The 12,935-nt window shown below is 66.7% G+C and carries 14 protein-coding genes and 1 tRNA gene; 3 read left to right on the top strand and 12 right to left on the bottom strand.

Annotated elements, in window-relative coordinates; all coding sequences use genetic code 11:
* Positions 1-154: 154 nt before the first annotated feature.
* A complete protein-coding gene (locus tag MNR01_RS03640; RefSeq protein WP_241919621.1) occupies positions 155-586 on the top strand; it encodes a CBS domain-containing protein in 432 nt (143 codons plus the stop codon).
* Positions 587-642: 56 nt separating this feature from the next.
* Here the strand turns inward: MNR01_RS03640 and MNR01_RS03635 are convergent, their stop codons facing one another.
* On the bottom strand, positions 643-1,416 hold the full coding sequence (locus tag MNR01_RS03635) for an alpha/beta hydrolase (protein ID WP_241919620.1): 774 nt from the start codon (positions 1,414-1,416) through the stop codon (positions 643-645).
* Between the two features lie 180 nt (positions 1,417-1,596).
* On the opposite strand from MNR01_RS03635, the gene MNR01_RS03630 reads away from it, so the two are divergent.
* Positions 1,597-3,057, top strand: a complete 1,461-nt coding sequence (locus MNR01_RS03630) for an HD domain-containing phosphohydrolase (protein WP_241919619.1) — start codon at positions 1,597-1,599, stop codon at positions 3,055-3,057.
* 133 nt (positions 3,058-3,190) lie between these two features.
* Positions 3,191-4,663 (top strand): DUF1254 domain-containing protein, encoded by a 1,473-nt coding sequence (locus tag MNR01_RS03625; protein ID WP_241919618.1) that lies wholly within the window; start codon positions 3,191-3,193, stop codon positions 4,661-4,663.
* A gap of 82 nt (positions 4,664-4,745) precedes the next feature.
* On the opposite strand, the gene MNR01_RS03620 is transcribed toward MNR01_RS03625, so the two are convergent.
* The 11 genes from MNR01_RS03620 to ccmC all read right to left on the bottom strand — a co-directional run bounded on the left by MNR01_RS03620 (position 4,746) and on the right by ccmC (position 12,852).
* Positions 4,746-4,832: transfer RNA gene (locus MNR01_RS03620), tRNA-Leu, on the bottom strand.
* Positions 4,833-4,881: 49 nt separating this feature from the next.
* Complete coding sequence (locus MNR01_RS03615) at positions 4,882-5,334, bottom strand: DUF2214 family protein (protein WP_241919617.1); 453 nt, start codon at positions 5,332-5,334, stop codon at positions 4,882-4,884.
* A gap of 217 nt (positions 5,335-5,551) precedes the next feature.
* Entirely contained in the window at positions 5,552-6,148 is a 597-nt protein-coding gene (locus tag MNR01_RS03610; protein WP_241919616.1) for a cysteine dioxygenase family protein, read from the bottom strand.
* 80 nt (positions 6,149-6,228) lie between these two features.
* On the bottom strand, positions 6,229-7,365 hold the full coding sequence (locus MNR01_RS03605) for a homoserine O-acetyltransferase (protein ID WP_241919615.1): 1,137 nt from the start codon (positions 7,363-7,365) through the stop codon (positions 6,229-6,231).
* A 27-nt stretch (positions 7,366-7,392) separates the two neighbouring features.
* Positions 7,393-8,397 carry a tetratricopeptide repeat protein gene (locus MNR01_RS03600; RefSeq protein ID WP_345779027.1) on the bottom strand — a complete coding sequence of 335 codons (1,005 nt, stop codon included), beginning with the start codon at positions 8,395-8,397 and terminating at the stop codon, positions 7,393-7,395.
* Entirely contained in the window at positions 8,397-8,849 is a 453-nt protein-coding gene (locus tag MNR01_RS03595) for a cytochrome c-type biogenesis protein (RefSeq protein WP_241919613.1), read from the bottom strand. The genes MNR01_RS03600 and MNR01_RS03595 overlap by 1 nt, the downstream gene beginning before the upstream one ends.
* Entirely contained in the window at positions 8,846-9,421 is a 576-nt protein-coding gene (locus MNR01_RS03590; RefSeq protein WP_241919612.1) for a DsbE family thiol:disulfide interchange protein, read from the bottom strand. Before MNR01_RS03590 ends, MNR01_RS03595 begins: the two co-directional genes overlap by 4 nt.
* Positions 9,418-11,424: a heme lyase CcmF/NrfE family subunit gene (locus tag MNR01_RS03585; protein WP_241919611.1), complete on the bottom strand. Its 2,007-nt coding sequence runs from the start codon at positions 11,422-11,424 to the stop codon at positions 9,418-9,420. The genes MNR01_RS03590 and MNR01_RS03585 overlap by 4 nt, the downstream gene beginning before the upstream one ends.
* Before the next feature lie 27 nt (positions 11,425-11,451).
* On the bottom strand, positions 11,452-11,916 hold the full coding sequence (ccmE, locus tag MNR01_RS03580) for a cytochrome c maturation protein CcmE (protein ID WP_241919610.1): 465 nt from the start codon (positions 11,914-11,916) through the stop codon (positions 11,452-11,454).
* A gap of 10 nt (positions 11,917-11,926) precedes the next feature.
* Positions 11,927-12,103: a heme exporter protein CcmD gene (locus MNR01_RS03575; protein WP_241919609.1), complete on the bottom strand. Its 177-nt coding sequence runs from the start codon at positions 12,101-12,103 to the stop codon at positions 11,927-11,929.
* Complete coding sequence (gene ccmC, locus MNR01_RS03570; RefSeq protein WP_241919608.1) at positions 12,100-12,852, bottom strand: heme ABC transporter permease CcmC; 753 nt, start codon at positions 12,850-12,852, stop codon at positions 12,100-12,102. The genes MNR01_RS03575 and ccmC overlap by 4 nt, the downstream gene beginning before the upstream one ends.
* Between the last annotated feature and the right edge of the window lie 83 nt (positions 12,853-12,935).

Here is a 12,935-nt window from a genome sequence, read left to right as displayed (position 1 = left end):
GTCCAGGGCGCGCATGCTTTGACGGATGCAACAGTTTGTAGCGTCCATTGCACTGGTGACGCCAGATCGGGAGCGCAAACTTTTTCGCAAGGTCGCATGACCTGTGGGCTGGTCCGGGTGGACGCAGCCCATTTCCCTCTCGAGGCTATTCACAATGAAGATCCAGGAACTGCTCAAGACCAAGTCCGGCGCCGTTGTCACCATCGATGCCGGCGACACGATCGGCGCGGCAGCCCAGAAGATGACGTCGCACAAGATTGCCGCGCTGGTCGTCACCCGCGATGCGCACCCAGTGGGTGTGGTTTCCGAACAGGACATCGTAGCCGCCGTGGCCGAGGACGGCGTCCAGGCTGGAACGCGTCCACTGAGCCGGCTGCTCAAGAGCGCCGTCGAGAGCATTGCGCCCGACACCAGCGTCAAGCAGGCAATGACCCTGATGACCCATGCGCGCCTGCGACACCTGCCGGTGATCAGCAACGATGTGCTCGTGGGCATCGTCAGCCTGGGCGACATCGTCAAGAACCGGCTGGACGAACTCGCGCTCGAGCGGGACGTGCTACGGGATATCTACATCGCTGCGCATTGATCACAAAGCAATGGCGCCCCGCTGTGGCGGGGCGCCTGCCTGGTTTGCAAGGCGGTTTACTTCTTGCCCTGTGCCGCCTGCTCGATGAGCATGGCGACCGCGTCGGGCCTGGACACATAGATGGCATGGCTGCCCGGAACTTTGGTGACGGTCGCGCCAGCGCGTTTGGCCATCATCTGCTGGGCCGGCGGCGGGATCATATGGTCGTCGGTGGCGACGAGATACCAGCTCGCCTTCGCCTTCCATGCCGGCACGGTGACCTTGCCAGCGAGGGCTTCAACACCCCACGGCACCTGCGACGCCGCCATGAACTCTGCCTCCTCTGCCGGGACATCACCTGCGAACGAGGCGGCGAACTTCGCCCGGTCGAGGAACAGGAAGCCATCCTGCGGCGGCAGGATCGGCGGCTGCGCCGCGCCCGGCGGCGGATTGGCGATCAGCGTCTGCACCGACTCGCCAGCATCCGGCGCAAACGCGGCGATGTACACCAGGCGCTCGACCTTCGGGTCGGTGCCGGCTTCGGAGATCACCACGCCGCCATAGGAATGGCCGACCAGCACGACGGGGCCATCCTGCTGGGCGATGACGCGCTTGGTGACAGCGACGTCATCGGCGAGCGAGAGGGTCGGGTTCTGCACGATGCTGACGTTGTAGCCATCCTTTTTGAGGATGTCGTAGACCTTCTGCCAGCCGGAGCCGTCAACGAAGCCGCCATGGACCAGTACGACGTTCTTGACGGCCTTCGGGGCCGGGGAGGGTTTGGCTGCGTGCGCGGTGGAGGCCAGGGACAGGGCGGCAACCGCGGCGATCGCGAGCGACTTCAGTTTCATGGGATTCTCCAGGATGGATAGTGAGGCGGGTCGGTCTTTCGGCGGAGGGGCTGGCGAACCAACCTTGGAGCGCAGATTGCCGCCTGCTCCCTGCGTGCACCATCGGTTGAATGACCGAGGCCCGGACGGGAAGGGCAGGGATAGACTTCCCGTCCACCCTGTGTAGAGGCAATGAAGACCGTGGACGATTCCGCAGTCGCCCTCCTCGATGTGATCCGGTCGCTGGCGTTCGTCGGCGACCTGGCCATGGGGCAACCTACCGACCATTCGCCGCGTGCCGCATGGATGGCAGGGCAACTTGCCCGCGAGGCCGGCGCGGACCACGCGGCACGCACGCGCGCCACTGCCGTCGCGCTGCTGCGGTGGTCGGGCTGTACAGCCAACGCGCCGGAATTCGCCCAGCTGTTCGGCGACGACGTCGGCGGCCGGAAAGCGCTGCTCGCGATCCAGTCTTCTGGAAGCAGTTTTCGTTCAGGGACCCGCAACAAGGGATCGGCATTCCTGTCGCTCTCTCGAATCCATTGCGAAGTGTCAGGCGACATAGCCGAACAACTGGGACTGGATGAAGAAACGCAGTTCGCCCTGCGCCACCTGTTCGAGAGCCATGACGGCAGTGGTGCACCTGATGGACTGCGTGGCGAACAGGTTCCGACAGCGGTCTACATGGCCTCGCTTGCCGGCGATCTCGACATCTTCAACCGGCTCTACGGCCTCGACCAGGCATGCAGGCTCATCGCCGAGCGCGCGGACACGCTTTACCCGCGAGCACTTGCCAACGTGGTCCTCGCGCACGCGCGCCAGTGGCTGTCGGCGCTCGATGAAGACCCGACCTTGTCCGGCCCGTGTTCGCTGGAAGCGGTGCTGGCCGGGCGTACGACATCGCTGGAGATTCTCGCCCACGTCATCGACCTGAAACTGCCATGGATGACCGGCCATTCGCGCAACGTGGCGCAGATTGCGCGCAACGCAGCGCTGCAGCTGGGCCTGGACGAAGTCAGCCAGCAGCGGGTGTACCGGGCCGCGCTCATACATGGCATCGGGCGAGCTGCCGTGCCAAACATGGTCTGGGATACGCCGGGCCGACTCGCCGAGTCGGCATGGGAGCGCGTCCGCCTGGTGCCGTACTGGACCGGCCGTGCCGCGCGACAGATCGGCTCGCTCGCAGCGGAGGCGGAAGTGGCCTCCTACGCGTACGAGCGACCCGATGGTTCGGGCTACTTTCGCGAGGTGAAGTCAGTCAGCATCCCGCTGGAAGGACGCGTCCTCGCCGCGGCGGTGGCGCTGGCAGCGCTTCGTGTCGAGCGACCCTGGCGCGGAGCGTATGCCGATCACGAAGCGCGCGATCTGTTGATGGCCGAAGCTGCAGCGGGCCGACATGACCCGGCCGTCGTCAATGCGCTTTTCGACACGCGCCGGGAGGCCAAACGATCGCCGCCACCGCCATCGACCGGACTGCTCACGGAGCGGGAGCGAGATGTCCTGCGCTGGATCAGCCTGGGCGCCAGCAACAAGCAGGCGGCGCAGAAACTCTCCATCAGTCCAAGTACCGTGCGCACGCACGTGGAAAGCGTGTTCCGCAAGCTGGAGTGCACGACGCGTGCGGCGGCAACATTGAAGGCCACGCAACTGGGCTTGTTGTAGCGCTGGCCGGCGCGCTAGCTGCGGATCGTCATTCACGTCCTTGCAACGACACGCGGGGCAGGCTGCCGGAACTCCACCGTGCCGTCGATAGCGGCGGCACGGACTGCCGACGACGAGGAACCAGGAGCTGATGATGCCGACATTGGCTCGCATGAGTGCGCTGTTTCTCGGATGCTGGTGTCTGACCGCCTGCCTTCGCCAGCACGAGGTGGCGCCCATCGCCGACCCTGCAGTTCCGCCCGCCGACAGTGCCAACACCGCCGCGCTCACGCCGGAAGCGATCTCGGAGCGTGCCGTGAAGCGTCGCGCGGTCGAGGCAGTGGTATGGGGCATGCCAGCCGTCAACTTCGAGCGGATGCGCGATGCGACGCACAAGCTCGGCGGCAAGGACAACGAGATCGTGTTCTGGTCGCGCCCGTCCGGCTGGAAGAACCAGACGCTTACGCCGAACCCGGACACGATCTATCTCATTCCGTTCTTCAACACGACCGACGCAGGGCCGGTCGTGCTCGAGATTCCGCCCGCGCAGGGCGGCTCCATCACCGGCAGTGTCGACGACGCCTGGCAAACGGCAATCGAGGACGTCGGCCCCGCTGGCGTAGACAAGGGCAAGGGCGGCAAGTACCTGATCCTGCCTCCGGGCTTCAAGGGGCCGATACCGCGAGGCTATATCGCGATGCCGTCAGCGACCTTCGGTACCTACGCGTTGTTGCGATCCAATCTTGCCAGCGGCAGCGAGGCGGATGTCGCCAAGTCCGTGGCCTACGCGAAGCGGATCAAGGTCTATCCGCTCTCGCAGGCCGCCAATCCGCCGCAGACGCGCTTCGTCGATGCCATCGATTCCGTGTTCGATGGCACGATCCCTTATGACGCAAGCTTCTACGAACTGCTGGATCGTGTGGTGCAACGCGAGCCGTGGCTGGATCGCGACAGGGTGATGATCGATCCGCTGCGGACGATCGGCATCGAGAAGGGCAAGCCGTTCCAGCCGGACGCGCAGGCGCGCAAACGCCTCGACGTTGCCGCGCGTGAAGCGCACGCGTGGATCGATTCCCGCTACGAGAGCGGACATTTCCCGGCCCCGTATATCGACGGCAGCCGCTGGACGCTGCCGGCGCCTGCCGACCTGATGAAGGAGATCCAGTCGGCCTACGCCGATCCCGCCCAGTATCCTGTGGACGCTCGTGGGGTCACGTACTCATATGCGTTCTTCAGTGCCAAGCACCTCGGGACGGGCCAGTTCTATCTGTTCAATCAGAAGAGCGCGGATGGCGAGCCGTTGAAGGGAAGCGGCCACTACCGCCTGCACGTTCCGGCAAACGTGCCCGTAAGGCTGTACTGGTCGGTCACCGCATATGACCGGGCGACCCACGCGCTCATACGCGACATGCCATGGGCCAGCCGGTCTTCGCTGACGCCCGGATTGCAGAAGAACGCCGACGGTTCGGTCGACGTGTACTTCGGCCCGAAGGCGCCCGCCGGCAGGGACTCCAACTGGGTGCCGACCGATCCGAAGGGGCGCTTCGAGTTGATCTTCCGCTTCTACGGGCCGGAAGCGCCGGTGTTCGACAAGAGCTGGAAGTTGCCGGACGTGGAACGCGCCTGAGGTCCTGCTGGAAGCGTTCTGCGAGCTGATGAGCGGCGGAAACGAAAAAAGCCCCGAGGTCTCCCTTGGGGCTTCAAGCGATTGGTGCCGGAAGTGGGACTCGAACCCACACGCTTTTAACGGCGGCGGATTTTGAGTCCGCTGCGTCTACCGATTCCGCCATTCCGGCGCGGCCGCGCAGTATAGCCGACGCGGCCGCCCGGTAGCAGGGGGATGTCTCACAGGCCGCCGTAGCGGGCCATCGCGGCGGCGAAGACGAAGATCGCCGCGATCAGGATCAGTTCGAAGCGGACGATGCCGCGCAGCCTGCCGACCTCGGTGGCATCGGGCAGGTAGGACGGGTTGGTCGCCAGGGCCTTGCGCCAGCGCAGGAAGCGCACGGTCGGCACGATCGAGAGCAGGCCGACCAGCACGAAAGCGCCCATCTTGGCGTGGAACCACGGGTTGTGCAGGTAGAAGTCGTGGCCCTTCACCCCGTAGATGATCCGGCAGATGCCGACCACGATCAGCAACATCGCGCAGATGCCGTAGCCCCTGTCGATGCCGACCAGGCGCTGCAGGGTGGGGCGGTCGACGGCGCCGCGCAGCAGCACCGACTGTGCGACCAGCATTGCGATCAGTGCGTAAACGAGAAGGTGGTGGAGCGAGGCGAGTACGAAGTCGGTCAGCATCGGGGGAGAGGCTCCGGCGGAAACGCTCACCCTATGCGATAGGGGGCTGAGGTGTAGTGCCAGAGGTCAGGCGTTGGCGACCGGGCGAGCCCTCACCCCAACCCGCACCCCGGCCCGAGCGCATAGCACTCGGGCGTTCGAGGACACGCGAGCCAATGGCTCGCAAGCAGTGTCCTCTCACCCCGCAGGCGGGAGAGGGGCTACAGAAACTTGAGGCTTACGCGGCTTCGTCGGTCTGCAGCGTCTTGGCGACGCGGGCGAACCATTCGCCTTCGTTGGGGACGAACATCGAGCACGCTTCCATCGGCGCCTTGTAGATGTGCAGCGAGACGGCGACCGACTCGCGGCTGGCGTTGCGGATGGTGTGGTACTCGTGCGGCGGGATCAGGCTGCCGGCACTGCCGGGGCCGGCGTGCATGCCACCTGCGGCGCGGAAGCGGAAACGCTCGCCGTCGCGTTCAAGCAGTTCGTACTGGGTGATTTCCAGCTCACCGTCCCAGACGCCCTCGACACACCACAGGCCGCAATGGTCATGCACAGGCGTGCCCTGGCCGGGCCCCCAGGTCATGGCGACGACGCTGTAGCCCAGGCGCGGGCTGCGGTAGATCTCGCGGCGCGCGTAGTGGTCTTCGATCGGGTCGTGCACGCACGATGGCAGCTGCACGTCGCGGTCGCGGATCATGCCGCACAGGGTCGTGCGCAGTGCCGCGGTCACGGCATGTTCGTCACCGGCCGCAACCGCGGCGTCGATGGCGGCGACCAGCTTGTCGTGGCCGGGGAAATCGAGGTCGGGCAGTGCGTCGTTGATCGTCATGGTGCAATTCTATCGTGCACCCGGCGCAGCGAATCTTGCGCCGCATCAATCTACGGCGGTACGGACACTTGGCGGGCCGTTCAGCGAAGGCCGTTCAGGAAGTCGCCGACGGCCGGTCCGAAGCGTGCGATGTCGACCAGGAAGGCGTCATGCCCCTGCGGCGACGGCAGCGGCAGGAACCGCGAGTCGGCTCCGCCGGCGCGCAGGCCTTCGGCGATCTCCTCCTGCTGCTGCAGCGGAAACAGGATGTCGGTGTGGACGCCGATCGCCAGCGCCTTCTCCACGCGCAGCCCGGCCAGGCCGGCCCGGGTGTCGGCCTCGCCGTTGCCCTGGCGGTCGCTGCAGTACTCGCCCAGGTCGAACCAGTCCATCGAACGGCTCAGGTAGAGGTAGCAATTGGGGTCGAAGCGGCGCACGAAGCGGCGGGCGTGGCCTTCCAGGTAGCTTTCGACCTCGAATTCGAGGCCGAAGGGCTCGTCTTCGGTGCGGTCCGAATCCAGCCGCACGCGACCGAATCGCCCATCCCACTCAAGCGCCGAGCGGTAGGTGATCACGCCGAGCTTGCGCGCCATGCGCATGCCGGCCTCGGGGTAGCGCTCGTCGTCGTACTGGCCGTGGTTCCAGTTCGGGTCGAGGCGGATTGCTTCGCGCTGCAGCGAACGGATCGCGATCGAGAACGGCAGCGCCTTGGCCGCACCGGAAATGTTGATATGGCTGCGCGCCAGGCCCGGATGCAGGTGCAGGAACGCCAGCGCGGTCATGCCGCCCATGGAATTGCCGATGATGCAGGCCAGGCTGGTGATGCCGAGCGCGTGCACGACATGCGCGGCCGCCTGCGCGCCGTCCTCGACCGACAGGTCGGGGAAGCTCAGCCGATACGGTGCGCCGGTGTCGGGATTGATCGAGGCCGGCCCGGTCGAGCCTTTGCAGCTGCCGAGCGAATTGACGCAGATGACGAACCAGTGGTCGCTGTCGATTGGCTTTCCCGGGCCGAGCATCTGTTCCCACCAGCCCGGTTCCGGATTGCCTTCGTTGCTGGCCGCGTGCGCATCGGGCGACAGGCCGGTGACGATCAGGACGGCATTGTCACCGGCGGCATTGAGCGTGCCCCAGGTTTCGTAGGCGACGCGGGCGTTGTTCAGCGCGCCGCCGCGCTTCATCGGGAACGGCGAGGGCAGGTCGAACCAGCGGGTACCGGGGGGGATGAATTCGGTCATGGGGGAAGCTTAACGGGCTCGGCCGAGTTATGGCCGAACCTGGTCGATCAGCAACTCGATCGTGCCCGCATCCTTGCCGGCCGGTTTCGCCATGGCTTCGAAGTCCCCTGCCTGCGGAATCGCATTGCCGCTGGACGACACACGCGCAAGTACTTCCACCCGGTCCAGCTGCGAGAGCTTCATCGTCGGCATCGGGCTGTCGCCATCGTCGAGCGTTACTTCGACCGGGAAGTTCGCGGCTGCGAGCTTCTCGACGGCGACCGGCATCGGCGGTCCGCCGGGCTGGCGCGCGATCACGAACAGGCTGGCGTTGGCCGGCAGCTTCGCGGCCAGCGCCGGTGCCAGCGTCACCTTGACCTTGAGGCCTGCGCCGGCGGCTTGCGTCGGCACGGCCGACGGCGGCAATGGTGGCAGGCCCGCCTCGCCACGCGCGGCGTTGATCTGTTCGCGCAGGCTCTCGCCGGTGCTGCCACTGACCACCGTGAGCAGCGGCTCCCAGGTGCGCGCGGCTTCGGCCGGCTGCTTGGCCTGGCGCTGGGCGATGCCGAGGAACCAGCGGGCACGCTGGTGCATCGGCTGCACTTCGAGCGCATGGCGCAGCATCGAAATGCCTTCCGCATCAAACTGGCGGCCAGGCGCCGCGATGGCGCGCATCTCTGCCGCTTCGGCCAGCAGGTCCGGGTCGTCCGGCATCAGCTTGAGCGCACGCATCAGCGCATCGCGTGCCTTGGCCGGTTCGCCTTCGGCGACGCGTGCGCGGGCAAGCAGGCGCCAGCCTTCGACCTGGTTGGGGTCGCGCTTGAGTTCGGCCTCGAGCTGGGTGATGGCATCGCCCAGGGTTTCCGGTGCGCGTCGCTGCGCCGAATCCAGCGCGGCGGGCGTGCCGATGGCGACGTAGGTGAGAGCAGTGGCCAGGGTCAGCCCGGCAATCACTGCGAACCCGGCAATGGGACGGGTCCTCCACAACGGTCGCAGCACATAGGCCAGCACCAGCACGGCCAGCACGAGGCCGGCAATCACGAAACCGACCATTACCACTCCTGCTCTTCGTTGCTGTCGCTGGTCTTTGCCGAGGCCGGCGCCTGGCGGCGCTTGCGCACCGCGCCGACGACCACGATGCCGCCGGCCAGCAGCACCAGGGCCGGGCCGAACCACAGCAACCACGTCTTGGATTCAACCTGGGGCCGGTACAACACGAACTCGCCGTAGCGTTCGACCAGGAACTGCTTGATCTCGCGGTTGTCCTTGCCCTGGCGCATCAGTTCCAGCACTTCGCGGCGCAGGTCGACGGCGATCTGTGCATTGGATTCGGCCAGGGACTGGTTCTGGCACATCACGCAGCGCAGTTCGGCGACGAGGTCGTGGAAGCGCTGCTCCTCGATCGGGGACTGGAACTGGAGCGGGGCGGGGTCGCTGGCGGGTTGGGCGAAGGAGGTAAAGGAGGCCATCGCCATTGCGACGAACAGCAGCAGTGCCCGTGTCATCGCGCGCTCCCGCCGATCTCATCCAGCTTCGGCAGCAGATCGTCCCGGATCACTTCATCGGTCAGCGGTCCGACGTACTTCCAGCGCACGATGCCCTTGCCGTCGACCAGGAAGGTCTCCGGTGCGCCGTAGATGCCCCAGTCGATCGCGGCCTTGCCCTCATAGTCGGCGATGACCATGAAGTACGGGTTGCCGAACTGCTCGAGCCAGCGCATCGCGTCGGCGTGCTCGTCCTTCCAGTTGAACCCGATCACGCGCAGGCGCTTGCTCTCGGCGAAGCGCGTCAGCACCGGGTGCTCGTCGCGGCAGGCCGGGCACCAGCTGCCCCAGACATTGAGCAGGTACGGCGCGCCGCGCAGATCATCGGACGACACCAGCCTGCCGGGTTCGTGCAGCACCGGCAGGCGGAAGGCGGGTGCGGGCTTGCCGATCAGCGGCGACGGCAATGCTTCGCGATTGGGATTGCGGCTGAGCATCACGCCGGCGAACAGCAGCACGCCCAGCGCGACGACGATCAGCAAAGGCACCCAGCGCATCGTGGAATTGCGTGGCTGCGGTGACGGTTCGCTCATCGTGCGGGCTCCGCGCTCGGGTTGGGTATCGCCGGGTTGGCGACACTGGCACTGGACGAACCAGCGGCCGCGGGGCTGGCGACCGTGGCGCTTCGGCGGAAACGCCGGTCCGTTGCCGCGACCAGGCCACCGAACATCATCAGCAGCGCGCCACCCCAGATCCAGCGGATGAACGGCTTGACGTGCACGCGCAGTGCCCACGAGCCACCGCCGAGCGGTTCGCCCAAAGCGACGTAGAGGTCGCGCGTGACGCCGCTTTCAATCGCTGCCTCCGTCATGACCTGGCCGCCGCTCGCATATTTGCGCTTCTCCGGATGCATCACGGTCAGCGGGCGATCGTTGGCGAACACGGTGACGGTGCCGCGGTCGGCTTCGTAGTTCGGCCCCTGCAAATGGGCGACGCCATCGAAGCGGAACGCGTAACGTCCCAGCTCGACCGTCTGGCCCGGCGCGACGGCGAGCTCGCGCTGCTGGCTCAGGCCTTCGACCAGCAGGGCGCCGATCAGGAACACTGCGACGCCGACGTGGGCCAGGGTCATGCCGAGCATCTCGGCGGTGAAGCGTTGGCCAGTGCTCTGGCTGCGCAGGCGCGTGACGACGAAGCGGACCGTGCCAAACAACACCCACGCCGCGCCGAGCACGCCGGCAGCGACCTTCCACGGACCCTGCGGCGCGAAGAAGTAGGCGAGCACCGCCAGTGCCAGTGCGAGCGCGGCCCACGGCAGCAGCATCGCCAGCGGCCTGGACACCTGCTCACGCTGCCAGCGGGTGACCGGGCCGAATGGCAGCAAGGCCACCAGCGGCGACATCAGCAGCACGAACATCAGGGCGAAGTAGGGCGGGCCGACCGAGATCTTGCCCAGCTCCAGCGCGTCGGCCAGCAGCGGATACAGCGTGCCGAGCAGGACCATCGCGCAGGCGGTGGAGAGCAGCAGGTTGTTGGCCAGCAGCAGCGTCTCGCGCGAGCTGACGTCGAACGGCTTGCCGCCATCCTCGGCCGAAGGCGCGCGCAACGCGTACAGCAACAGCGAGCCGCCGATGACGATGCCGAGGAAGATCAGGATGAACAGTCCGCGCGCCGGATCGGCGGCGAATGCATGCACGCTGGTCAGCACGCCCGAACGCACCAGGAAGGTGCCTAGCAGCGACAGCGAGAACGTCGCGATCGCCAGCAACAATGTCCAGCCGCGGAAGCTTCCGCGCTTCTCGGTCACCGCCTGCGAATGCAGCAGCGCAGCGCCGGCCAGCCACGGCATGAAGCTCGCGTTCTCGACCGGATCCCAGAACCACCAGCCGCCCCAGCCGAGCTCGTAATACGCCCACCACGAACCCAGGGCGATACCGAAGGTCAGGAATGCCCAGGCGACGTTGGTCCACGGCCGGGTCCAGCGCAGCCAGCGCGCATCGATGCGACCGTCGAGCAGCGCCGCGATCGCGAACGCGAACGGCACGGCGAAACCCACGTAGCCGACGTACAGCATCGGCGGGTGGATGATCATGCCCGGGTCCTGCAGCAGCGGGTTGAGGTCGCGGCCTTCTGCGGCGGCCGGCAACAGGCGCTGGAACGGATTGCTGGTGAAGATCAGGAAGGCGAGGAAGCCGGTGCTGACCAGGCCCATCACGCCCAGCACGCGGGCAATGACCTCGGCCGGAAGTCGCTGCGAGAAGCGCGCGACCGCGCCAGTCCACAGTGCCAGGATCAGCGCCCACAGCAGCAGCGAGCCTTCGTGCGCGCCCCAGACCGCGGTGTAGCGGTACATCAGCGGCAGCAGCGAGTTGCTGTTCTCGGCGACATAGCGCAGCGAGAAGTCCTGGGTCACGAAGCCGTGGCTGAGGACGACGAAGGCGAAGCCGACCAGCGCCAGCTGCGCATAAGCAGCAGGACGCGCAATCGCCATCCAACTGCCGACGCCGCGCTGCGCGCCGGCCAACGGCAACGCTGCCTGCAGCAGCGACACCAGCAGGGCGAGGATCAGGGTGACCTGGCCGATTTCACCGAGCATGGCGTGCCCTCACCCCGATGCGTGCGGTCATTGCGCCGAACCTGCTGACGGTGCCGGCACGTCGTGCTTCTTGTGCGCCATGCCCATCTTGTCGGCGACTTCCTTGGGCATGTAGGTCTCGTCGTGCTTGGCGAGGATTTCCTCGGCGACGAAGGTGTCGCCCTGCATGCGGCCGGTGGCGACTACGGCCTGCTTCTCGCGGAACAGGTCCGGGAGGATGCCGGTGTAGACCACCGGCATCAGCGCGTCGCCGTCGCTGACCTTGAAGTGCGCTTCCAGCGAACCGGGTGCGCGGGTGAAGGAATCGGCCGCGACCATGCCGCCAAGGCGGAACCGCGCATGTCCGCCGGCTTCACCGCGAAGGACTTCGCTGGGCGTGTACAGGTAGGCGATGTTGCGTTGCAGGGCCATGGCCACGAGGGCGGCGGCGATGCCGGCGGCCACGACCAGGGCGATGACCCACAGCAGGCGGCGGCGACGTACTGGATTCATTCGTGCTTACTCATCTGATCAATTCGTTTGCTGCCGTGCCCTTGCCAGGGCGGGCGGCTTCGCGCTGTGCGCGCAGGCGCGCGCCACGCAGTTCGCGGCGGATCTGCAGGTGCGTGGCGACAAAGTCCCAGCCCAGCACGATCACGAACACCGCGTAGGCGGCGATCACGTAGTTCAGGTAGCTCATTGCGCCTTCCCCCGTGCCAGTTCGGCCACCCAGCCCTTGCCGCTCTCGCGGCGCAGGTTGTCGGCGCGCGCGCGCGTCAGCAGCGCGCCGATGAACCACAGCTTGGTGCCGACGATCATCCACACCAGCGGCGGGATCATGCTCGAATCCATGCTCGACTCACCGAGCAGGCGGATGGTCTGGCCCTGGTGCAGCGAGTTCCACCACACCACCGAGTAGCGGATCACCGGCAGCAGCACCACGCCGACGATCGCCAGCAGGCCGGCGGCGCGCGCGGCGGCGCGGCGGTCGTCGATGGCGTTGTACAGGCCGATCACGCCCAGATAGAGGAACAGCAGGATCAGCTCGGTGGTCAGGCGCGGGTCCCAGTCCCACCAGGTGCCCCACATCGGCTTGCCCCAGATCGAACCGGTCAGCAGCGTGATCAGGGTGAAAGCGGCACCGATCGGCGCGCAGGCCATCGCCAGGATCTCGCACAGCTTGATCCGCCAGATCAGCGCGATCGCCGCGTAGATGGCCATGAGCCCAAACACGGCCATGCTCATCCAGGCGCTGGGCACGTGGATGTAGAGGATGCGGAAGCTGTCGCCCTGCTGGTAGTCGGCCGGCACCTGGAACAGCGCGCCGTACAGGCCCCAGGCCATGACCAGCAGGCCCAGGCCGTAGCCCCAGGGGGCCCAGCGCGCAGCAAAGCGGTCGAAGTAGGGCGGTGAACCGAGTTTGTGGAACCAGCGGATGATCGGATTCATCGTTGTCTTGGTCTACCTGGACTGCTCGGGCCTGCTGGTTGCGTGTGCTTCCGGGCGCGGGGGCCAGGTGGCGGCATTTGGCG

Source organism: Lysobacter sp. S4-A87 (assembly GCF_022637455.1).
In the GTDB taxonomy this organism is placed as follows: Bacteria; Pseudomonadota; Gammaproteobacteria; order Xanthomonadales; family Xanthomonadaceae; genus Lysobacter_J.
Note: the sequence above shows the minus strand (reverse complement) of the source record. Positions and strands in the feature narration are given on the sequence as shown.